This window comes from Bradyrhizobium yuanmingense (assembly GCF_029167105.1).
Taxonomy (GTDB): Bacteria; Pseudomonadota; Alphaproteobacteria; order Rhizobiales; family Xanthobacteraceae; genus Bradyrhizobium; species Bradyrhizobium yuanmingense_A.
On sequence record NZ_JARFML010000018.1, the window covers coordinates 140,017 to 160,754 of the forward strand.

The 20,738-nt window shown below is 60.0% G+C and carries 23 protein-coding genes; 20 read left to right on the forward strand and 3 right to left on the reverse strand.

What is annotated here, in order from left to right; all coding sequences use genetic code 11:
* Positions 1-8: 8 nt before the first annotated feature.
* The 5 genes from P0R31_RS23550 (at position 9) to P0R31_RS23570 (ending at position 4,009) form a co-directional block, all read left to right on the forward strand.
* On the forward strand, positions 9-773 hold the full coding sequence (locus P0R31_RS23550) for a hypothetical protein (RefSeq protein ID WP_275516571.1): 765 nt from the start codon (positions 9-11) through the stop codon (positions 771-773).
* Positions 774-792: 19 nt separating this feature from the next.
* A complete protein-coding gene (locus P0R31_RS23555) occupies positions 793-1,485 on the forward strand; it encodes a class II aldolase/adducin family protein (RefSeq protein WP_275516572.1) in 693 nt (230 codons plus the stop codon).
* A gap of 32 nt (positions 1,486-1,517) precedes the next feature.
* A complete protein-coding gene (locus P0R31_RS23560) occupies positions 1,518-2,480 on the forward strand; it encodes a sugar kinase (protein WP_275516573.1) in 963 nt (320 codons plus the stop codon).
* A gap of 48 nt (positions 2,481-2,528) precedes the next feature.
* Positions 2,529-3,275, forward strand: a complete 747-nt coding sequence (locus P0R31_RS23565; RefSeq protein ID WP_275516574.1) for an SDR family NAD(P)-dependent oxidoreductase — start codon at positions 2,529-2,531, stop codon at positions 3,273-3,275.
* Between the two features lie 152 nt (positions 3,276-3,427).
* Entirely contained in the window at positions 3,428-4,009 is a 582-nt protein-coding gene (locus tag P0R31_RS23570) for a plasmid partitioning protein RepB C-terminal domain-containing protein (protein ID WP_275516598.1), read from the forward strand.
* Between the two features lie 1,017 nt (positions 4,010-5,026).
* On the opposite strand, the gene P0R31_RS23575 is transcribed toward P0R31_RS23570, so the two are convergent.
* Together P0R31_RS23575 and P0R31_RS23580 are read right to left on the reverse strand one after the other, a co-directional pair.
* Complete coding sequence (locus tag P0R31_RS23575) at positions 5,027-5,860, reverse strand: hypothetical protein (protein ID WP_275516576.1); 834 nt, start codon at positions 5,858-5,860, stop codon at positions 5,027-5,029.
* The gene (locus P0R31_RS23580) at positions 5,857-6,069 is read right to left on the reverse strand and encodes a hypothetical protein (protein ID WP_275516578.1); all 213 of its coding nucleotides are present in this window, start codon (positions 6,067-6,069) and stop codon (positions 5,857-5,859) included. The genes P0R31_RS23575 and P0R31_RS23580 overlap by 4 nt, the downstream gene beginning before the upstream one ends.
* Before the next feature lie 1,709 nt (positions 6,070-7,778).
* Between P0R31_RS23580 and P0R31_RS23585 the strand changes: the two genes are divergently transcribed.
* From P0R31_RS23585 to P0R31_RS23655, 15 genes are all read left to right on the forward strand, one after another.
* Positions 7,779-7,988 carry a hypothetical protein gene (locus P0R31_RS23585; protein ID WP_036008144.1) on the forward strand — a complete coding sequence of 70 codons (210 nt, stop codon included), beginning with the start codon at positions 7,779-7,781 and terminating at the stop codon, positions 7,986-7,988.
* A 103-nt stretch (positions 7,989-8,091) separates the two neighbouring features.
* Positions 8,092-8,598: an A24 family peptidase gene (locus tag P0R31_RS23590; RefSeq protein ID WP_275511574.1), complete on the forward strand. Its 507-nt coding sequence runs from the start codon at positions 8,092-8,094 to the stop codon at positions 8,596-8,598.
* A gap of 1 nt (position 8,599) precedes the next feature.
* Positions 8,600-9,568: a Flp pilus assembly protein CpaB gene (cpaB, locus tag P0R31_RS23595; RefSeq protein WP_275516579.1), complete on the forward strand. Its 969-nt coding sequence runs from the start codon at positions 8,600-8,602 to the stop codon at positions 9,566-9,568.
* Positions 9,568-10,770: an AAA family ATPase gene (locus tag P0R31_RS23600; RefSeq protein WP_275516599.1), complete on the forward strand. Its 1,203-nt coding sequence runs from the start codon at positions 9,568-9,570 to the stop codon at positions 10,768-10,770. The genes cpaB and P0R31_RS23600 overlap by 1 nt, the downstream gene beginning before the upstream one ends.
* Complete coding sequence (locus P0R31_RS23605) at positions 10,767-12,143, forward strand: CpaF family protein (RefSeq protein ID WP_275516580.1); 1,377 nt, start codon at positions 10,767-10,769, stop codon at positions 12,141-12,143. Before P0R31_RS23600 ends, P0R31_RS23605 begins: the two co-directional genes overlap by 4 nt.
* On the forward strand, positions 12,140-13,072 hold the full coding sequence (locus tag P0R31_RS23610) for a type II secretion system F family protein (protein ID WP_275516581.1): 933 nt from the start codon (positions 12,140-12,142) through the stop codon (positions 13,070-13,072). The genes P0R31_RS23605 and P0R31_RS23610 overlap by 4 nt, the downstream gene beginning before the upstream one ends.
* On the forward strand, positions 13,069-13,977 hold the full coding sequence (locus tag P0R31_RS23615; RefSeq protein WP_036008129.1) for a type II secretion system F family protein: 909 nt from the start codon (positions 13,069-13,071) through the stop codon (positions 13,975-13,977). Before P0R31_RS23610 ends, P0R31_RS23615 begins: the two co-directional genes overlap by 4 nt.
* Before the next feature lie 47 nt (positions 13,978-14,024).
* Positions 14,025-14,627, forward strand: a complete 603-nt coding sequence (locus P0R31_RS23620) for a methyltransferase family protein (protein WP_275516583.1) — start codon at positions 14,025-14,027, stop codon at positions 14,625-14,627.
* 30 nt (positions 14,628-14,657) lie between these two features.
* Complete coding sequence (locus tag P0R31_RS23625; protein WP_275516584.1) at positions 14,658-15,152, forward strand: hypothetical protein; 495 nt, start codon at positions 14,658-14,660, stop codon at positions 15,150-15,152.
* 8 nt (positions 15,153-15,160) lie between these two features.
* Positions 15,161-16,534 carry a pilus assembly protein TadG-related protein gene (locus P0R31_RS23630; RefSeq protein WP_275516585.1) on the forward strand — a complete coding sequence of 458 codons (1,374 nt, stop codon included), beginning with the start codon at positions 15,161-15,163 and terminating at the stop codon, positions 16,532-16,534.
* On the forward strand, positions 16,534-16,950 hold the full coding sequence (locus P0R31_RS23635) for a TadE family protein (protein WP_275516586.1): 417 nt from the start codon (positions 16,534-16,536) through the stop codon (positions 16,948-16,950). The genes P0R31_RS23630 and P0R31_RS23635 overlap by 1 nt, the downstream gene beginning before the upstream one ends.
* Before the next feature lie 54 nt (positions 16,951-17,004).
* Positions 17,005-17,223, forward strand: coding sequence for a hypothetical protein (locus P0R31_RS23640; RefSeq protein ID WP_157284112.1), 219 nt, complete (start codon positions 17,005-17,007; stop codon positions 17,221-17,223).
* 175 nt (positions 17,224-17,398) lie between these two features.
* A complete protein-coding gene (locus P0R31_RS23645; RefSeq protein WP_275516588.1) occupies positions 17,399-19,054 on the forward strand; it encodes a type II and III secretion system protein family protein in 1,656 nt (551 codons plus the stop codon).
* Positions 19,055-19,068: 14 nt separating this feature from the next.
* Positions 19,069-19,473, forward strand: a complete 405-nt coding sequence (locus tag P0R31_RS23650; RefSeq protein ID WP_275516590.1) for a hypothetical protein — start codon at positions 19,069-19,071, stop codon at positions 19,471-19,473.
* Between the two features lie 82 nt (positions 19,474-19,555).
* Positions 19,556-20,092 (forward strand): tetratricopeptide repeat protein, encoded by a 537-nt coding sequence (locus P0R31_RS23655; RefSeq protein WP_085969012.1) that lies wholly within the window; start codon positions 19,556-19,558, stop codon positions 20,090-20,092.
* Between the two features lie 37 nt (positions 20,093-20,129).
* Here P0R31_RS23655 and P0R31_RS23660 read toward each other — a convergent pair.
* A partial coding sequence (locus tag P0R31_RS23660) for a hypothetical protein (protein WP_275516591.1) occupies positions 20,130-20,738 on the reverse strand: 609 nt, incomplete at its 5' end.

A 20,738-nucleotide genomic window follows, 5' to 3' on the forward strand; every position in this document is an offset into this window, starting at 1 on the left:
GAACTGCAATGGCATCGCTGGTCATCGACAGGCGCTTCCGGGGCCCGCCTAATTCCGGCAACGGCGGCTATGTATGCGGATGTCTCGCAAGGCACGTTGCCGGAGACGCCGAAGTGACGCTGCGCGCCCCGCCGCCGCTGGAGCGGCCGCTCGACGTGCGGACGAAGGCGGACGGCGGGATTGAGTTGCACGAGAACGGCAGGCTGCTCGCGACGGCGCGTAGAGCAGGAATCGATGTGTCGGACATTCCCCGGGTGAGCTACGCGGCGGCTGAAGAGGCAGTCGGCAGAACACCCTACGACGAGAAGACTCACAACCTTCCGGGATGCTTCGTCTGCGGCCCCGCGCGCGGCCATGGCGACGGTCTGCGGATCTTCGCAGGTCCGCTAGAGGCGGGCACCGTCCCGGGCAAGCCGGTCGTGTTCGCGGCGCCCTGGGTACCCTATGGCAGTCTGTCCGGCGTGGACGGCTATGTCGCGCCCGAATTCGTCTGGGCCGCCCTCGATTGCCCGACCGGCTATTGCAGCGTGGGCGCCCGTCACCTCGGGCTGAACGGTGACGAGACGGCCCTGCTCGGACGCATGGCCGCACGGATCGAGCGCCGACCGCGCCCGGGAGATCGATGCGTTGTGGCGGCGTGGCCGACCGGGCGGGAAGGGCGCAAGCTCTTTGCCGAGAGCGCCTTGCTCGATGCGGAGCAGGAGGTGCTGGCGACCGCGCGAGCCACCTGGCTATTGGTCGACCGCCAGGTCCAGCTCGGAGCAAGTGCATGAACGAGGGTGGGAGCAAGGTATGACCGGGCGTGAAGCAGAGCTCGAACTCCGTCAATCCATCATCGACGCGTGCCGCGAGATGGCGGCGCAAGGCATCAACCAGGGAACGTCCGGAAACATCAGCGTTCGAACCGATGACGGCATCCTGCTGACGCCGTCCGGTCTTCCCTACGACCGTATGAAGCCCAAAGACATAGTGGCGATGAAGTGGGATGGCTCGTGGACCGCGTCGGCCGGCAACGTTCCATCGACGGAATGGCGCTTTCACCTCGACATCCTGAAGTCGAAACCGGAGGTCGGCGCCGTCGTTCACGCCCATCCGGTCTTCTGCACCATCATCGCGATCATGAATCGCTCGATCCCTGCGATCCACTACATGATCGCCGCGGCCGGCGGAAACGACATCCCCTGTGCGCCCTATGCTCAATACGGCACGGCCGAGTTGTCGCAGGCGGCCCTCAACGCGCTCTGCTATCGCCGCGCCTGCCTGCTCGCACATCACGGGCTGATCGCCATCGGTCCTAATTTGCGCAAGGCCTTGTGGCTCGCCGTGGAGGTCGAGGTGCTCGCCAAGCAATATCACGGCTGTCTTCAACTCGGCGCTCCTCCGCTGCTGCCGGACGGGGAAATCGACAGCATCCTGAAGCGGTGGGGACAGTACGGCCTGCGCGATAGCGAGGGCACGCCCAAGGTCCCTCAGCTGTCGAGATAGATCACGATCCAACTACTGTTCTGCGAGAAATCATGACTCACTCTCACGACGTCAGCGTCTGCGGCACTTATATTCTGGACATTCTGGGAGTGCCGGTGACCGAGATTCCGCCTGGTGGCGGCCGTTTGCTGATCGAAGAAATTCGGCTCGCGGTCGCGGGCACCGCCGGCGGAACGGTCGTCCCTTGCGCGCGTCTCGGTCTGAAGGCGCTCGCGGTCGGCGCCGTCGGCTCCGACGAGAAGGCCGACTGGATGCTGAACGCGCTGGAGCGCGAAGGCATCGACATCTCTCTCATGGAGCGGATGGCCGGCAGTCCGACCTCGGCCACGATCCTGCCGATCCGGCCCGACGGCTCGCGTCCGGTCATGCACGCAAGGGGCGCTTCCGCCCGCTGGCGCATCGCACCCGAAACGCAAAGCGCCGCTTGCCGGAGCAAGATTCTGCATCTCGGCGGGGTTGGCTCCCTGCTGGCGATGGATGGAGCGCCGTCCGTCGCATTGCTGCGCGAGGCGAAGGCGGCCGGCTGCACGACGACGCTCGACCTGATCCAGGCTCGCGGCGAGACGTTGGCACTGGTCGAGCCTCTGATGCCTTATGTCGACTTCTTCATGCCAAGTATTGACGAGACCCATGCGATGGTTGGGATCGCGGATCCGGCCGCATGCGCGCGCTTCTTCATCGAGAAGGGAGCCGGAGCCTGCGCTATCTCGATGGGCGCCGACGGCTCGTTCGTGATGACGCGCGACGGACGTCAATTCACCGTACCTGCCTTCGAGGTGAAGGTTCGTGATACGTCGGGATGCGGCGATTCCTACACCGGCGGCTTCATCGCGGGTCTCGTGCGCGACTGGGATTTGCTGGACTGCGCCAGGCTTGCGACGGCGACATCCGCAATTGTCGCGACGGGTCTCGGCTCCGGCGCCAACCTCGTGTCATTCGAGGAGACCGCGAAGGCGATGAACTCGCTTCCCGTGCGCAAGCCCGCTCAGGCGTGAGCCAACCACATCATCAATACGTCAATCCGACCAATAGGGGAAAATAACATGGCCCGACATGCAATCGTTACGGGAGCCAGCCGCGGAATTGGCCGAGCAATCGCCATGGGTCTTGCCAGGCGCGGCTATGATCTCGCGCTGACCGACATGGCACCTCAGGAGAAAGTCCTGCTCGAGACCGTCGCCGATATCGCCGCGCTCGGTGGTCGTTGCATCCCGGTGCTTGGCGACGTCAGCGATCTCGGGGATTGCAAGCGGGCCATGGCGGAAGCCGTGCAGGGGCTGGGACACATCGACGTCCTCGTCAACAACGCCGGCATCCTCCGACTGGCGACGATCGACGAGCTGACCACCGAGGCATGGGATCAGACATTCGCCGTGAACACACGGGGCGTCTTCCAGATGACCCAATCCGTGGTGCCGCACATGAAGGAGCGCAAATACGGACGGATCGTCAACATCGCCTCGCTCGCGGCACGAACGGGCGGTCCGGGACAGTCCCACTACGCCGCGTCGAAGTCGGCCGTGGTCGGCTTCACCCGGGTTTCGTCTATGGAGTTCGGAGGCCACGGCATCACGGTCAATGCCGTATGCCCGGGCATCATCGTGACCGAGATGGGGATGAACAATCTCCGTGATCCTGAGCGCGTCGCCTATTTCGAGAAGGTCACGGACTTGCACCGGCTTGGGCAGCCGGAGGACGTCGTCGGGCCCGTGGCGTTTTTCGCGTCCGATGATTCAGCGTTTGTGACAGGTCAGGCCCTCAACGTGGACGGAGGTATTTTCTACAGTTAACGACGGGACGATCGTTGAAAGAACGCGCTGTTAGCAGCGCTTCCAAGACAGTGCATCATCGAGCTCCTCATCGGCTTATGTTCCAGGGGGATGTGAAGGCCGGCACGCGAGCATGGTTGGGTTTCTCGCTGTAGGTCATCCGGCTCGGCATCATCCAGGAGCACCTTCTGATCCTCCGAGCCCTAGAGCGCGGGGTCTCCGAACAGCGGATTGCGAGGGCTCTTGGGGTTGACGTTGCCCTCATCAAGCAGCGCCGCGATCTGCTGCGCGGCATCGCTCCTAACGCGGTCGCACTCCTGAAAAACAAGTCCTTAAACCCGACGACGTTTAATGTTCTGCGAAAAATGAAGCCGACGCGGCAGGTTGAGGCTTGCGAACTGATGATGGCCGCCTCGAACTACTCCCCGTCGTATGCCAGAGCCATCCTTGCGGGAACGGACAACGCAGAGAGGATCAAACCCGCACGCCAAAGCCGTCCGTCCGTGGTTACGTCAGCGGACCTCGCGCTCATGGACCGAGAATTACAGGACATCCGAAAGCAACTCGCCGCAGTGGAGGCATCCTACGGTCGGGACATGCTCGATCTGGTGGTTGCCGCGCGCTACGTTTCGCAGCTGCTCGGTAATCAAAAGATTGCTCGCTATCTCGACGACAACCACCCGGAGATCATTCGTGAGTTTTGCATTATAGTCGCAGCCACCTTACGAGAGCCTGCCTTGCCGACGGACATCTGAAAGTCGCGATTCGCTGCACTATAGGTCCACCTATTTACCTAGGAATAGAGCTATTAGTGAGGCTAGGGAGGTAGCAGGCCTGTGTCTCGCTCTCGGACAACTCGAGCGCCGACTTGTGGCATTAAGCCGGCAATTCCGATAGAGGAAAATATCCTAAGGCTGCAATGCATGTTTGTTGCCTCATTCGAGGAATGCGTGTCAAATGTTCCTACGACATCACGCGCCTCTTGATCAGCGGCTCCGGCGAAATGTGAGTTTTACGCCTACGCATGGGGGAGCGCGTAGGAACGGCGGCTTCTGACGGGCTATCAAGGCGCCAAGCCGGCAGTTAAGCTACCCTTTGGCAAGAGAACAGTGCCTCCACGGTAGTGGATTTAGCCATGTAGCGGACCGGAGACTCGAACCCCCGACACTCTAGTTGCGATTGGTCCGACGGTCGTCTCTTGCAAGGTACTTCCTTATTTGGAAGCGCCCGCTAAGCAATTGATATCGCTAGATGGGAACTCAGCTCTGTTTTCCAAATGGTCATTGAAATCATTGAATAAGCAAACTGATTTTGATTCCGCCATTCGGAGTCTGATCCGTTGTGGCCAAAAAGACGCTCAAGGTCTTGAGTTCGTTAAGTACAGAGCGCCAGTAGGCGCAGGTCCTTAGTACGTGTTTGGAAACCGGTCACCGGACACGCCGCCGGCGGCCAGCCTGAAGTCATGCGGCCTGGCGAGTTCTTTCTTGCTCCCCAGAGTGTTTGGCTCGAATCGGAATTGGGTCACGGCTCTTCGGCTGGCTCCGTGGCCAAGCCAATTTATCAGGACGCCCTCCTCCGCAAGCGACTTACCGAGTGCGGAAAACACGACAGTGCTAATAGCTTGTTGCTGGCTGCGCAGGTGGTCTTCAACCAGCTTGTGTCGGGTGACATAGCCAGCGTTCACACCAGGGATAGAATGGTTCATGAGGAGCTTGGCATCGAACTCAGAAACGCCGGCAGCGGTGGCAATCGTCCGAAATGTTTGACGAAGGTCATTGCCCCATTTTGATAGAATATCTCGATCTTCCTTTTGTTTCCGCTAAGTGCCCTGAAGCGCTCTCAGCTGGGAATAGCCATTTTTGCGCCTGAGACGGATGCATTTGCCTGCCGAAACGAAGCACCCTGATGAGGCTCAGGATCATTTCCCGAGATAGCGGGATGCCGAACGCCCGCTTACTGCCTCCCTTGGGCTTTGGGATGTGGAGCGTTCGCCTTCGAAAATTGATGTGCTCGGGCTTGGCCTGCTGCAATGCGGTGGGCCTGGAGCCACAGAGTAATGTGAAAAGATGGAATTCGCGCCGGATCGGATTGTCCAGACTAGCCAGCTCTAAGAACCATTCTTTCAAGTCACCGGTGCCCATACCAGTGTTCCTGCGCTCCTCCTGATTCCAATCGACTGCATCTGCGGGATTGTCACGTGGCAACGATCGATTGGTCTTCCGAGCATGATTGTAGATGGCCCGCAGCGTCCGCATGCTGCCATTCGCCATATACGGACCGTTCTCCCTGGTGAGCTGATCATGCTTTTTGGCGACGCGGCCGGGATCGTTCGCGAGATCGAGCAGAGGGGTCTCAAGCCATTCCGAAAAGAGACGTTCGACGTGATCCCGATATCCACTTATCGTTTTCTCGCTACGGCCTTTTCGGATCAGGTGGGCTTCCAGATAGCGTTGCCAAGCCTGCTTTAGGGTAGCGGCCGCTACGGCACTATTCCCATCGGTCTCAGCCTGTCCGGCCCTTCCGTCTAGTCTCGTTTTCGGGTGCTGTCCTTTGCTGATCTGAGCAAGATATTCCTTGGCAATCGCGCGGGCTGCTCGGGTCGTCAACTCGCTCGCATCTCCAATCGATACTCTGATGGTTGAGGCTCGCTTTCCACTTTGTCGAAGATCACCTTGAACAGTGAACGTCCTCTTCCGCTTCCCCACAACCACGAGAAGCCTTTTAACTCGGTGTCGCGAGCCAGATACCAGCCATCTTCGGGCTTCGGTAGCTGAGCGATGGCCTTGTCGCTGAGAGCAATGCGAATGTCGGTCATGAGGGCCGCGTGAACTGCTAAAACGGTTTTCAAACGGTTTTGGCGAACTGAGGTGTTTGAAGGTCGGGGTTCGCTGGACTGCGAAGCTATGCGACAAGTCCCTATAAATAAAAGACCTTCTTGGACGTTGTCGTAGTGTGGCGCAGATTCAGAAATCGCAGGGAGGCGCCGGTTTTGAACTCTTAATCAGCGGGTCCCAGGTTCGAGCCCTGGTGCGCCCACCACCCTTAAGAAACTGGCCCGCAAGGGCTTTTTTAAATTCTTCGATAGAGCAAAGCGCGTCTGGTGCGACGTTTTTTGTTGGAGTGGACACGGCCGGTTTGCTATTCGGCGTTTCCCTAGTTTCTATATCTTCACCCATTCGATACTGCGCGCAGATCCGATGGGACAAGTCGGTCACGTGCTTGTCGTACAATAGGAAATTGGAGCGGGCAAAACGGACGGTGTGTTCTGTCCGTCGCAGCAAGATACCGCTTGCTGCAGAAAGAACCAGAAGCAGAATGTTCCGGATCTGGGCCACCGAAGCGCAATGCGCAGTTCGATGCGGTGCAGCGATCGTTCGCGGAGTCATGCGCAAAGATCCGTTATGCACGCACGATCTAGCCGGCTTAACCTCTTCGCGTCAGCCGCGCTTTCGCTGAGAGGGTGACTTAAATTCCACGACCTCGTGCTTGTCGCACGGATCAGGTGGCTGATTTTTCTTCCACGATCTGCTCGAACTCGAGAGCCTCGAAGGCGAGCTCATCCGCCAAGCGCTTGAACATCACCAATGACGAATCGGCCGGCGGTTACCGTGAATTCTAGCCTGTTCCCAGAGGTGCTGAAGTCGGTTCAAATCGCCAATATCAGCTTGCTGGGCCAGTACGATCCCGCGGGCTTCCGGACTGAGGCAGACAAGAACATGGGAACGCTTGTCAGCTACCACGGGGATCTCGTCTGACGCATTGCGAGGAGATGGCTAAGGGTGCCGACTGCAAAGTCGGTACCTGGCTCGCCTGGACATTCGGATGCGCTACGCCGGACACGACGATGGGACTGGCTGCATTCGCCAACGCCTTGCCGACTGCGCTGATGCATCCCGCCGCTTCAGAAGAGCTGACATCTTTCGTTCGGCTTGAGCGAATCCGGCTCGAGTTGCGATTGACTGCAGTTCATCGAGCCTCTGCTTGCAAACGGCGCAGATATTGAAGCGCGAACACGAACTGATGATTGCGGCAGTGTAAGTAACCAAATCGTGGGGCTACAAGGCAGCGTGCGATCGGAATCTTCGAACGGATCACCTCACCCGTCGTAACAGGTGTGTTGCGTCGCGGCTTTCGCACGTCGCGAAATTTGCTCGAGGCGCGCCGGCCTGGGCGCAGCATCCGCTCGATCATATCGCCTTCACATGATTGTCGATTAATCTTATTATAACGTCGCTCATCCGTAATAATCCGGTGGTTATTTAGCGACTCTCAGCCAGCGCTCGCCCGGGGATTCGGTCATTAGGTCATCTATGGCCTTTGATTCACAATGCTTTTGTCGATTCTGGGATTGTCTTGACGGCTCGTTTCGCGGTGGGTTAATTCGAAATAGGCATTATATATTAAATGTTGACGATAATAGACATTTAATGAATAGTTTGTCGCTGGCGGGGCTGGAGATAAATCCGCAGCCGCTGAAATTGCCAAGGTGTCTGAAAATCCATCCTGAAAGAAGGGATTCCTCCTATGTTGCATCATTTCATCGAGACCAAGGAAGCGTTGAAGCGTCTGCGGACGGACCAGGACGGCGTGGTGTCATTCGAGTACATCATCGTCGCGGTTTGCATCATCGGCGCAGTGTCGGCTGTGTTCGGCGTTGGTGCCGGCGGTGCGATCGGAACCGCGCTGACAGGCGGGATCACCGCGATCACCACCGCTTTTACTGCGGCGGTCTGATACGGCCGTCCGGCCAGAGGGGGGCATCGGAATGTGTCCCCCTCCGAATGTTATTCTCTCCATTCTTATTCTTGCTGTGCCTTCCCACCACCCTGAGGCATGCATGAGCTGGGTTTGTTCCATCGTCTCGATACTGGAAATCTCGTTGTTGCTGTATGTCGCAACGCTCGACGTCGCGACCCGCACGATCCGAAATGACGTCTGTCTCTTGCTGGCGCTGCTCGGGATCGCCCGTCAGCTTGCCAGCCCAATGCAACTTGCCGAATCCCTCATCGCCGCGACGATCCTGTTCCTGCTGCTGCTCGCGCTCTACCAGCGTGGCGGGATTGGCGGGGGCGACGTCAAGTTACTGGTAGCTTTGGCCATTGGCCTGCCGCCGACGGGCTTGATTGAGTTGCTGACGGTAACCACGCTGGCCGGGGGCGTTCTTGCCCTGGTGCATCTGGTGATGCGCGTCCTGCCATATCCGAGGTTGGCGCCGGTCGGATCGTCGCTCGCACGCCGCGTCTACGCGATCGAGCGCTGGCGCCACGTGCGACACGCGCCCCTGCCTTATGGGGTGGCCATAGCGTGCGGTGGCATCTGGACCATCTCGAGCAGAGGATTTTGACATGTCATCCACGTTGCGCCTCTCGATCATCCTGGTGCTCTTGCTCGCAACCACCGCATTCGGGCTGATCGCCTACAACATGAACCTGCCGAAACAGGTTCCTGTAACCGTTACGGCGCAAGGGCCGGCGCCTGCTTCGACTGTCGGGTATTTTGTCGCGGCACGTCCACTGTCGAAAGGTACATTGGCCCGCGAAGACGATTTCGCCGTGCGCTCGGTGTCGCCTGAACGCCTCCCTGCAGGAGCGATCCTGGAAACACCGGACTCGAAGGCCGGACTTCCCGGCTCTCTGGTTCGCAAGTTCGTCGACGCTGGCAGTCCCATCACCTTGCAGGACGTATTGCGACCTCGGGATCGTGGCTTCCTGGCCAGCGTCCTGGCACCGGATAGCCGTGCAATCAGCATCAAGGTGGACGAGGAGTCTGGCGTGTCGGGGCTGATCAGGCCAGGTGATCATGTTGATGTCTTGTTGACCCAGGTGTTCGAGAAGGCAGATCCCGCGCGCCGGGCCCTGAGCGAGACCGTTCTAGGAAACGTTCGAGTCATCGCGATTGACCAGGAAATCATGCAGGGTGGCCGAACTGTAAGCTCGGTAGCCGGCTCGGTGGCCGGCAAGCAAGCGCAGACTGTATCGTTGGAGCTTGCCCCGGACCAGGTCAAGAAGATCACGGTCGCAAGGCAGCTCGGAACGCTTTCCCTGGCGGTGCGGGCCGCAGTCGAGCAGTGGGATACGGCGGACACCGGCGCGATGTCCAGCTGCGATGTGTCGCCGGAAATCGCCCGCCAAAATGCGATTGCCGGCCGGACTGCAGCGGTCGTTGTTCATTCCGGTGGTCAGATAAAGCAATACTCCGTCAGGAAACAGGAATCTGCCGACGGCGACGTTCCGATCAACTGCGACGGGTCGGAAGTGTCCCGCCGCGGAGCGACGATGGTGGTTCAGGCAGGCAAGTTGCTGGAGAAACGTTGATGAGCGTTAACATAGCGGCCCTCAGTACGCCTGAAGAAGCGACGTCTGTTGTCGCCCGCAATCGAATCGTCTGCTTCGTCAATGACGAATTGAGTGCCGCGGCTCTGCGCAAGGGCCTTGAAGGCAGCAACATTTCGATCAAGCGGGGCACGATCCGCAATGCCATACGGATGCTCGAAACGGACACCGAACTATTCGCCCTGGTGACGGACATCAGTGGTATCGATGGTCCATTTGCCGAACTGGAGCGGCTGGCCGGCGTCTGTCCGCCCGATGTCCGGGTGGCTCTGATCGGTGAAAGCAGGGAGATCACCTTCTATCGCGCGCTTATGGAGCTCGGCTTGACCGAGTACCTGCCGAGACCGATCACGCGGGACATGGTGCTGGACCAGCTGCGCCCAAAGCTGCTGGGCGATCGTGCGCCGGCGGCAACCGACCGAGGCGGGCATGTGATCTCGATCTGCGGCGCGCAGGGCGGTGCCGGCGCAACGAGCATCGCCATCAATCTCGCGCTGCAACTGGCGGAGACCACCAAGGCCAAGGTCGCGCTGCTCGATCTTCATCTTCAAGGCGGCGAAACAGCCGTGATGCTGGGTGTTCAGCCCGGACCGGGCCTGCGCATCGCCCTGGAGAACCCGATGCGGGCGGACACGTTGTTCCTCGAGCGCGCCGCAATTGCAGTCAACGAGCGGGTTAGCCTGATTTCCGCCGATGAGGAGCTGGACGCTCAGCTCGACATCACCGAAGCGGGCGTGAGGCACGTCCTTGGCCTGCTCCGCCAACGATTCAACTACATCGTGGTCGATGTCCCGGTCCCGTTTCCGTCATCCATCCATCCGGTGATCTCTCTTTCCCGGCACGTGCTGGTGCTGCTGGAGGCGGAGGTGACCGGACTTCGCAATGCCCACGCACTACGGACCGCCGTCACCAACATTGCCGGCAGGGATCGGGTCTTCACCTTGCTGAACCGTGCCAATCGCCCGGGCGGCCTTCCCAGGGCCGCGGTGGTCAAGGCGTTGGGGACAGAGCCTGACATGGTCGTACCCGATCTCGGGAAGGGCATGACCCAGGCGGTCAATCTCGGAATTCCCGCGCTGAAGCACGTATCTGCACTGCGACGCCATCTCGCGCCGATCGTACGGGAGATCACGGGGCTCGGCGCCGAGCAGAAGGGACGGCTGAGGAGGCTGCTGGGGCTATGAGAAAGTTTGGTAGGCGCGACGAGGAAACGCCGGTTCGCTTGCCTGCATCGACGCCGAGCTTGGCTGCAACGACGCCAAGCGTGCCTGCATCAAGACGCGACGAGGCTTCGATTGACCGGCCGGTGATGCCAGCTTCACTGCGCGAACGCGTCATCGAGCAGATTGAGCCATCGGTGGCCGCAACTGTTTCGCGTGACGTCCTTCGGCGCCAGATCGAGGAAATCATCCATGGCATCGCCAATGAGGAACGGCTCGAACTGTCGGGTCGCGAGCAGCTTCAACTGGCGGACGAGATTGCCGACGACATGACCGGCTATGGGCCGCTGCGTCCGCTTCTGCTCGATCAATCGATCAACGACATCATGATCAACGGGCCGAGTAACGTTTATGTCGAACGAGCCGGCAAGCTGGAGCGGATCGCGGTGCGCTTCCGCGACAATGATCACATCGCATCGGTGGCCCAGAAAATTGCCGCGCAAGTTGGACGGCGCATCGACGAATCCAGTCCGATGGTGGATTGCCGCTTGACCGACGGCAGCCGCGTCAACATCATCTTCCCGCCGCTGGCGATCCACAGCCCCTGCATCTCGATTCGAAAATTTCCGAGCCGCCGCCTGGATATCGCCGCACTGATCGAAAACGGCTCGATGACGGCAGCCGTCGGACAATTGCTGGAGATTGCCGCCCGGTGTCGGCTCAATGTCCTGGTCTCCGGCGGCACCGGGTCCGGCAAGACGACGCTGCTCAATGCCATGAGCCAGTTCATCGATCACAGCGAACGCGTCGTCACCATCGAGGATGCGGCGGAGTTGCAGCTCCAGCAGCCGCACGTGATCAGCCTGGAGACCCGGCCTCCCAGCCTTGAAGGCACGGGGCAGGTGACACAGCGCGATCTCTTGTGGAATGCGCTGCGCATGCGTCCTGACCGGATCGTCGTGGGCGAGGTGCGCGGCGCTGAAGCGTTTGACATGCTGCAGGCGATGAACACAGGCCATGATGGTTCGATCTCCACGGTCCATGCCAATAGCGCCCGCGATGCCCTGACCCGCATCGAGAACATGGTGCAGATGGGGCAGGTGAATCTGCCGTCGCGAGCCATTCGAACTCAGATCGTCGCTGCGCTGGATCTCATCGTGCAAGTCGAACGCATGCGCGATGGGCAACGTCGCATTATCCAGATCAGCGAGGTGATGGGGCTGGAATCGGATGTGATCACCACCAATGACATCGCAACTTTCGAATACCAGGAGGAGGACGAGCACGGGCGGATCTCGGGCACTTACCGGGCCACCCTTGCAGTCCCGAAATTCAAGAGCCGTCTCGTCTATTTCGGGCTCGATCGCGCCTGGGCCGAGGCAGTGAGGCAGATATGATACCTGAGGCCGTGATCGTCGCTGTTCTGGTGCTTGCGATGTGCGCAGCCGTCGGCTCGTTGTGGCTCGACGGCCGGGAGCGACGCATGGACCGCCGGCTGGCGGTCGCTCTACCGGCCTCCCATCCGGCCAGCCTGCCATCCATTCGCCGGGCGGAGACCGGCTCCCGATATATGCTTCTTCACCGTTTGGCCAATTACAGGCCCGAGATGGTTCACGCCTGGCATCCGGCGTATGTGCTGCTTGCTGCCGCTATCGCCGTAGCAGCGATCTTCTACGCTAATCGCCTGTTGGGATTTTCCGTTTTCTACGTGTCTGTCGCGGCTGCGGTTGCCGCCGTGGTAGTCGTGCGAGGTCTGTTTGGCTGGCAGCAACGTCGCTTCGCCAGTCAACTTTTCCGGCAGCTGCCTGACGCCATTCAGCTGGTGACGAGTACGGTTCGATCGGGTCTGCCTGTGCACGAAGCATTTCGCACCATCGCGCGCGAAATGCCGCAACCGACGTCGGGACAATTTGCAATCGTATGCAGCGAAATGAATCTGGGAAGACCTCCGGAGGAAGCCGTCGAAGGCGTCTATCGGCGAACGCAAGTGGCAGAGTATGCGATGTTTGCGGTGACACTTGCGGTTCAATTGAAGTCCGGCGGCAGCTTGGCCGAGACCTTGCAGACGCTGGGCGACACGGTGAGCCAGCGTGTTGCGCTCGCTGCTCGCGCCAAGGCGCTCGCGGGAGAAGTGATCTTCTCCTCGCGAGCACTCACGATCTCGCCCCTGATTGCCGGAGCATTGCTATACGCGGCCAATCCGCAGAACGTCGATTTGCTGTTCACTGACCCGACCGGAAACAAGCTTCTGGCTTACGCGGTAGCCTCGGTGCTCATCGGGCATCTGGTGATAAGTTGGATGGTCAGGCGGGAAACGGAACTATGACTTTTGGTCTCGGGCTGGCGGCCCTCGCAGTCGTAGCTGGAACGGCGGCCTTCATGTTGATCATCCGCGAACTACACGTCCGTGCATTGGACACGCGGGTCTCAAACGCCGTGATGGGTATCCCTTACCGGTCTGCCCCCTTCAAAGACCTGACCGGTTGGTTTTCATGGCTGGGCATGCGCTATCGGCGCTTCTACGCCGAGGAGAATCTGGAGGAGCTACGAACGGTCCTCCACTCATCTGGATTCAATCATCATAGAACCTTGCCGATCTGGATCGGCATCAAGATCGTCAGCATGTTCGCGCTGCCTGTCATTGCGCTGCTTCTGGCGCAACTTTCGGGAAGGAGACCTGCCGACGTGCTGGTCTTCACGCTGATGGGTGTGGTGATCGGAATCTTGGGTCCGCGATTGGCTCTGTCGGTGATGAAGCGGCGCTTTGATGCTGCCATTCGGCTGGGCACGCCGGATATGATCGATTTGCTGATCGTGTGCAGCGAGGCGGGAATGGGCCTGGAAAGCGGGTTGGGGCGTGTCGCCGAAGAAATGAAGTCGACCAATCCTGCCATGGCCTGGGTGCTGCACCGTCTCCTTGATGATCTCCGGATACTGCCAAGTCGCGTCGAAGCATTCGAGAATTTGGCGGTCACTTCGGATGGTCTTCGCCGGTTCGGCACGATGATCAGCCAGAGCTTGCAGTACGGAACGCCGTTGGGCCAGGCGCTGCGCAGTATTGCACTCGACCTGCGGCGGGAACGCATCACCAAGCTGGAAGAAAGGGCGCACAAGTTGGGCGCCAAGCTGACCATTCCGATGGTGCTGTTCCTGCTCCCAGCCATGTTCGTCATCATGGGGGGAAGTCCCGTTCTTCACCTCGTGCGTTCGTTCGCCAGCTTCGGAAAGTAGCCATGAGCACAATTGCCCTCTCCAAGAGCGGATCTTACGACCGGATCATGCGGCTGCTTGGCAGCTTGTGGTTCTTGTTGCTGGCTCTTTGCGTCGCCGTCAGGATTGGGGCGTCGCTGCACGATCCATGGCCCTCGCTCTTGTCGAGCTTTTGCCTCGGCATCTTCTACATGCTCCTGGCGCTGTTGATCATGACGCGCTCACCGGCAAAGGCGCATGCCGATGGCCTGCTTCCAAGAATAGCTGCCTTCGTCGGCAGCTATCTGCCATGGACGATCAGCTTTCTCGGTAAGACCGACGACACGCTGCCCAACCTGGCATCGACGGCTTGCGTGCTGGTCGGCACGATCATGATGCTTGTCACCATCCGACATCTGGGGCGGTCGTTCAGCCTGGTGCCGCAGGCGCGCACGGTGGTCCAGACCGGTCCGTATCGATGGATCAAGCACCCGCTCTATGTCGCAGAAGAAATCGTGGTGCTGGGCGTCGTGCTGCAATACCTGACACCGGTTACGGTGATCGTCCTGGTCCTGCATATCGGCATTCAGATCTGCCGAATCCTTTACGAGGAAGACCTGCTTCGGCGCAATTGCCCTGAATATTCGAGTTACGAAGCATCACGTTGGCGAGTGATTCCTTACGTTTGGTGAGCGGCTATGCGTGGCCGGATTGTGGTGGACATGGTTCAGATCGCTGCGGCTCGGGTGACGCGATCGCACGTGGCAAGTCCCCGTGGAGGCAGGCGCGCGTATCGTAGAGGGTCCTTCGTCGCCGATCAGCGCGGCGCCGTCGCGTTCGAGACAGTCATCGTTTACATTTTCATGGTGGCGAGCCTGCTGATGCCGCTCGCCGATGTCGCTGCCGCGGGCTTCCGGTTCATCTCTGCGTGGTCGGCGTTGCGGTCTTTCGGGCAGTACATTCAATACAAGAACCCGCCCGACCCGGCGGACCCGGGGACCTGGGTGTCGGCGCTACAGACAACGGTCGCCGGGCATACCATCGGTAATATCCAGGTCATGTGCGGAAGCACGGCCTGCAACTCCGGCAACCTTGGTTTGACTCCCAAGTACTTTACCTTTTCGACAACCGTCACTTTGGCCCCGATTGTGTTGACGTCAGTGCTGTGCCCCAACAGTTGTACGTACACGCTGCTTTACTCTGAACGCTTCCAATAGGTGCTTCCATGCGTAGTCTGCTCCGTTCCAAACGAGGCTCGGCTGCATTCGCGACAGTGATCGCGCTGGTGCCGCTCATCGGCGTGGTCGCACTCGGGACCGAGGCCGGATCGTGGTACGTCACCAGGCAGCACGCGCAGAATGCCGCCGATGCAGCGGCCTATTCGGGTGCCTTGCGACTTGCATGCGCGAATGCTGGTGTGCTCTGCGATACATCAGTGGATTATCACGCCAAGCAATTCGCGGCACAGAACGCGTTCTGCAACGCCGGCGATACGGCCTATCCGGGCAGCAACTGTCCGACCAGCCTTCCGACCGGAATCTCGCGCGCCGTGCAGATCGATATCGGCAGCTACAGTGCGGGTGCGTTCACAACGCCGCCCGCAGGAGGCGGTGGTAACGCCGTTCGCGCCCTCGTCAGTCAGCAACAGCCGGCCTACTTGTCGGCAGTGCTGGGTTTGACGACCGTCAGCATCCCCGCCCAAGCCATCGCTCTGGTCGAACTGCCGAGCAAGGTGTGCGCCTTGGCGCTCGGACCTGATCCGAACGCCGGTGGAGGGGCGCTTAAAATTGCCGGTAACGTCAGCAACAACGGCACGGGTTGCCCGATAATGTCGGATGCCAGCGTTCAGTTTGCCAGCACTGCCACTTTCACCGGTTCGGGGTGGGCCGTCTTGGGCGTAACCGGCTGTAGTCCAGCCAGCACCTGCGCCAATCCCGGCGTCACGCACAACTATTTCATGCCGTACGCCAACAATCCGCTCAGCAAATTGGATAGCCAATCGTTCAATAGCTTGACATCGAGCGGAAGGCCAAACGATTTGGCATGCAGTGGTACGTTGACGCCCAACACTCCGCCGAGCAGCACCAACCTGTACCGCAACCTAACGTGCACGACCGGGGACACGGTAGATTTTAGTCCGGGCACGTACTTTTTCTACAATGGGACAATAAAGTTCAATGGCGGAACCATCACCTGCAATGCCTGCACACCCTGGCCACCGGCAGGCACGGGTTTGGGCGTTACCCTTGTATTACTCGGGGATTCGAGCATTTCCATCTCTGGCGGCGCTGTAGTTAATCTGTCCGCGCCTTACACCAACACGTTCTCTTCTGATCTGAACGGCGTTCTGATTGATGATCAAGCACCGAGCAAGAGCAGCAATAAGGTCACCATCAACGGTGGTACGGTCAAGCTGGGTGGTGCGATGTATTTCCCGCACGTCGACGTGACCTGGAACGGAGCGACGCAAAGTACCAATACGACCTGTTCACAAGTGATCGCCCAGACACTCACCATGGGCGGTGGCGGCTTCCTGAGCACGGATGGATGTAACCCGGCGACCGTCCCTTACACCCAAGTTGTCCGCTTGGTGCAATGATGAGAAAGCTCGATCAGCGGGGCATGGCATCATTCGAATTCATCCTCGCCTTCGTGTCCCTTTTCATGTTGATCTTCGCCATCTTCGATCTCGGACGCTATGCGATCACGATGCAGTCCTTGCGGACGCTCGCGAGCGCCGGGGCCCGAGCGATCATGATCAACTGCTACACGCCTGCCTTGCTTCAAAGCCCGCCTCAGTCGCCGTCAAGCTGCGCGGGCGATCCGATGTCCACGACCGCTAAACAGACTGCCGCGCCGTTCCTGTATCGCGGCGGTCTCACGCCGACGCTGAGCGTGGCATCCAGCGGCAGCAACTTGACCGTGACCGCTTCTCAAGCCGGCTTCACCATGCTGATGCCGATATGGGGCACAGCACTCAATGCGCCGAGCGCGTCAACGCAGATTCCCTTCTAGTTTCCCCGAGCATCAAGCCCATGAGCCACCCGACCACCCAAGGGAGCGGCGACAATGCCAAGCGCGGACTCGGTCCAACTCACCGAATATGGCAGTATACCTTACGCGTTTTTCACCGACGCCGGCTCGCGGCTGCGCGCCGGTCGAGAGTTGGCGAGCGCGTCGGCATCTCCATTTCGTTTCAGCCAGCGACATTCGGCAACGGAACCAGAGGAAATGATGCTCGCTGGCAACATTGCAGAGTTTTCATTGCCGCTCGAGGCGGTGCGGTAAGCGTCTCTTCTTGCAAGGAGGCAGCATCAAGGACGATGATCTTGGAAACGCGAAGTAACGAATTGTACTAGGACAGATTGTAAGCTCTGCGACGTGGTGCGCGGAGGAGAGCTATTGGGGATATCGAGCACGTAGATTTGCGGGGATGGCCGCGGATTGCTGTGGGGGGACTCGGATGGGTGGTAATCGCGTTTTGGATAGGACTATAAGGAGGCTTCTCGCCTTCAGCGTGATGGGTCTTGGCGCGACGCTGGCCTTCTGTGCGTCCGCCGACCGCGCGACGGCTGCAGACCGGCGGGGCTCCGCCGGCGGCGTCTTCGTCAGCGAAATGAACGACGTCCAGAGGGTCAAAGTCGTCGTCAACAAGTCACGCACCTTCAAGGTCGATACGCCTTTCGCGACGATCGTGGCCGGCTCGCCTGACATTGTGGACGTGAAGTCGCTCAGCGATCACCTGATCTACGTCCAGGGCAAGCAGACCGGCACCACCAACGTCATCCTGCTCGACTCCTCGATGAAGCAGATCGGCATCCTCGACGTCGAGGTCGTGATCGATACCGCCAATCTCCAGCAGAACATCCGCAGCAGCACTGGCGGGCACGGGATCCGCGTCTCGGCTTCCGAGGGCCAGGTGGTGCTCAGCGGAACGGCCGCCGATGCGGTTACGGCCGAGCGGGCCATGGCGATCGCCACCAGCACGGTCGCGAAGGGGGGCACTGTCGTCAACGCGATGAGTGTCGCGGCGCCGCAGCAGGTGATGCTGGAGGTGCGCTTTCTCGAGGTCACCCGGGATGCTGGCCGCGACCTCGGTGTGAACCTGTACGCAGCGAATGCCAACGGGACCAACGTCGCGAATACGGGACGTGGCAATTTGAGCACTACGGCGGGCCGGCGACCGATTGGTGGTATCAACACCGCCAATAGTCCCCTAGGTATTGGCGGCGGCCCTGTCGGTGCTCCCCCAACCGGTAGCCTACCGTTACTCGGAACAGCTGGTACGCTTCTTGGCACGGCGGGCGGCATAGCTCCGGTCCCGTTCGGAAGCTTGTTGACCAGCATCGTCCGAACGAGCAATGGCGGTTCGGTGGACTTGTTGATCTCTGCGCTGGAAACCAAAGGATTGGCTCGCAGGTTGGCCGAGCCGAACTTGACCACGCTTTCCGGAGATGCAGCGCGCTTCCTGGCGGGTGGTGAGTTTCCAGTGCCGATTCCGAACACGACCGCAGCCGGCTTTCCGACCATCACCATCGACTACAAGAAGTTCGGTGTCGAATTGGCCTTTGTCCCCACCGTGCTCTCGCGGGGGGTCATCAACCTTCGGGTAGAGCCGTCGGTCAGCGAGCTTGATTTCGCCAACGCGGTGACGATTCAGGGGACGACAGTTCCGGCGTTGACCCGCCGCGATGCACGCACCACGGTGGAGCTGCGGGACGGCCAGAGCTTTGCGATCGCCGGCTTGCTGCAAACCCGCAACCGTCAGGACGTTTCGCAATTGCCCTGGATCGGCTCGGTGCCTGTGCTCGGAGCCTTGTTCAGCAGCAAGTCGTACCAGCAGGAGGAAACCGATCTCGTCATCATCGTGACGCCGCGCCTGGTCGCACCGGCCGCACCGGGTCAGCAACTGGCGTCGCCGCTCGACTCTCGCCTTCCGGCCAACGACGTCGATTTCTTCCTCAATGGCCAGATGGAAGTCCGCAAGCGTTACAATGACTACGTTAACTCCGGTGGCGACGTTAAAGGACCTTATGGTCACATCATCGCTCCCGAGCTCACTGCGACCATCCCGGCACCGGCCGCTGCGAACCAGCCGGTCGTAAAAACGCTCAACTGAGAAGGAAGCGGGAGATGACCATCAGGTATCTGGCTCTGTTCGCACCGCTGCTGCTCGGGGGATGTTACGGGGTGGCCGGTCATGACGAGGTTGACCGCTATTTCCAGCGTTCCGACACCATCACGATGAGTGCCGGCAATGCCAAGGAGGTCAACGCCGTCACCCACACAATCCATCCATGGCCGCGAAACGTCGGTGATCGCAGGATCGCGCACGACGCCCGGCGCGTGGGCGCCGCCGTGACACGCTATGGCAACACGAAACAGCCGGTGGATCAGCTTCCCGACATTGGCGATGCGACGAAACAAATGGGCGTGCGGACTGCCCCAACCCAGAACGTCAACATAGAAGGATTGGGGGCTGGATCGACTGCAGGAGTATCAGTGCCGGTCGGCGGAGTAGGCGTAGGCGGCAGGTAACGATTTTTAGTGCGTGGTTTTGGCGATGTTGTTTGCGAACGGCGCAGTGAAGTTGCTGCGACGTGCGGGGGACCAAGGGGTTATGCGACGTATCATCTTCATGCTGACCTGTTGCTGGTTGGGGATCGGCCTTGCGGGGTGTGATCATACGCTGAGGCAGGCTGCCGTCGTCGCTCCCGTCGAGCCGCCTGGCGGCGACCCGGTGCAGGAGCCGACCGACGTCAAATATTATCCCTCGGACGAGCCGGTACGGCTGGGCTTGGAGCATTTCAACCGCGGCAGCTACGGGTTAGCTAATCGCTATTTCAGGGATGCGGTCGAGAAATCGCCGAAGGACGTGACGGCCTGGGTTGGACTCGCGGCGAGCTATGATCGGATACGTCGGTTTGACCTGGCTGACCAGGCCTATGCCCAAGCGATCCGACTGGGCGGCGAAACCGTGCAGGTTCTGAATGACCAGGGATATTCGTACATGCTGCGCGGCAATCTGAGTGCGGCGCGCCGAAAGTTTGAGAAGGCCTATTCGCTCGACCCAGGCAACCCGGTTATCGCCAATAACCTCGAGCTTCTCAATGGCAGCCGGCGGTTCATTGAAAGACCACCAAACAACCAGCCTTAAGAGGGCGATCGACTACTGCGATCGCGGCCAGTTCTCGTCAATTGGGCCCAATCACAGCGTCAGCGTGACGGCTGCCGCTGCGGACGATGACAACAACGCCATTGCGAACGGTAAATCTCGCGCCGAGCAGCTTCCGCACCTTGTCCGTGATCGGAGAGGAAAAGGGAACGGTTTCTCCCACGACGGGATCGCCGACCTTTGTCGTCTCAGTCGCGGGGCCAGCAACTGGTGCAGGCTTGATATAGTCTCGGACAAGCTGAATCTCTTCACGTGACAGGATGAGCGGAGCCTGGTCGGCTTGGATCTCCGACGGCGGTTTGGGTATTCCACTGCTTGCCTTTTCGCGCATCTCATTCGTGCTTGCGATCTGATCGAGCCTGGCTACGCGTAGCTTGAGTGCGATGATATCACGTTGCAGTGTCGCGATCTCCAATTTGCGCGCGTTGACCTGCATGAAGACAATGATGGCGCAAACGCAACTCACGACGAAGCCGACGCTCAGCAGTGCGATCAACCAGCGCTCGAAGTTTCCCGTCGATCCCCCGGTCGTTCGGGGGAGTTGATCGCGCTGGAGATGGCGTCGCCAGATGCGACGTGCTCGGTCGATCCAATTGGTAGAGCCCGTTACGCCGGTCCCCGCCCGGCC

What these genes read in the sequence shown, in the direction of transcription:
- P0R31_RS23590 (WP_275511574.1), top strand. Translation starts at nt 8,092, where the DNA reads ATGAGCTGGGTTTGTTCCATCGTCTCGATACTGGAAATCTCGTTGTTG.
- cpaB (WP_275516579.1), top strand. Translation starts at nt 8,600, where the DNA reads ATGTCATCCACGTTGCGCCTCTCGATCATCCTGGTGCTCTTGCTCGCA.
- P0R31_RS23600 (WP_275516599.1), top strand. Translation starts at nt 9,568, where the DNA reads ATGAGCGTTAACATAGCGGCCCTCAGTACGCCTGAAGAAGCGACGTCT.
- P0R31_RS23615 (WP_036008129.1), top strand. Translation starts at nt 13,069, where the DNA reads ATGACTTTTGGTCTCGGGCTGGCGGCCCTCGCAGTCGTAGCTGGAACG.
- P0R31_RS23630 (WP_275516585.1), top strand. Translation starts at nt 15,161, where the DNA reads ATGCGTAGTCTGCTCCGTTCCAAACGAGGCTCGGCTGCATTCGCGACA.
- P0R31_RS23555 (WP_275516572.1), top strand. Translation starts at nt 793, where the DNA reads ATGACCGGGCGTGAAGCAGAGCTCGAACTCCGTCAATCCATCATCGAC.
- P0R31_RS23565 (WP_275516574.1), top strand. Translation starts at nt 2,529, where the DNA reads ATGGCCCGACATGCAATCGTTACGGGAGCCAGCCGCGGAATTGGCCGA.
- P0R31_RS23585 (WP_036008144.1), top strand. Translation starts at nt 7,779, where the DNA reads ATGTTGCATCATTTCATCGAGACCAAGGAAGCGTTGAAGCGTCTGCGG.
- P0R31_RS23625 (WP_275516584.1), top strand. Translation starts at nt 14,658, where the DNA reads ATGGTTCAGATCGCTGCGGCTCGGGTGACGCGATCGCACGTGGCAAGT.
- P0R31_RS23650 (WP_275516590.1), top strand. Translation starts at nt 19,069, where the DNA reads ATGACCATCAGGTATCTGGCTCTGTTCGCACCGCTGCTGCTCGGGGGA.
- P0R31_RS23560 (WP_275516573.1), top strand. Translation starts at nt 1,518, where the DNA reads ATGACTCACTCTCACGACGTCAGCGTCTGCGGCACTTATATTCTGGAC.
- P0R31_RS23605 (WP_275516580.1), top strand. Translation starts at nt 10,767, where the DNA reads ATGAGAAAGTTTGGTAGGCGCGACGAGGAAACGCCGGTTCGCTTGCCT.
- P0R31_RS23655 (WP_085969012.1), top strand. Translation starts at nt 19,556, where the DNA reads ATGCGACGTATCATCTTCATGCTGACCTGTTGCTGGTTGGGGATCGGC.
- P0R31_RS23645 (WP_275516588.1), top strand. Translation starts at nt 17,399, where the DNA reads ATGGGTGGTAATCGCGTTTTGGATAGGACTATAAGGAGGCTTCTCGCC.
- P0R31_RS23550 (WP_275516571.1), top strand. Translation starts at nt 9, where the DNA reads ATGGCATCGCTGGTCATCGACAGGCGCTTCCGGGGCCCGCCTAATTCC.
- P0R31_RS23620 (WP_275516583.1), top strand. Translation starts at nt 14,025, where the DNA reads ATGCGGCTGCTTGGCAGCTTGTGGTTCTTGTTGCTGGCTCTTTGCGTC.
- P0R31_RS23580 (WP_275516578.1), bottom strand. Translation starts at nt 6,069, where the DNA reads ATGACCGACATTCGCATTGCTCTCAGCGACAAGGCCATCGCTCAGCTA.
- P0R31_RS23640 (WP_157284112.1), top strand. Translation starts at nt 17,005, where the DNA reads ATGCCAAGCGCGGACTCGGTCCAACTCACCGAATATGGCAGTATACCT.
- P0R31_RS23610 (WP_275516581.1), top strand. Translation starts at nt 12,140, where the DNA reads ATGATACCTGAGGCCGTGATCGTCGCTGTTCTGGTGCTTGCGATGTGC.
- P0R31_RS23635 (WP_275516586.1), top strand. Translation starts at nt 16,534, where the DNA reads ATGAGAAAGCTCGATCAGCGGGGCATGGCATCATTCGAATTCATCCTC.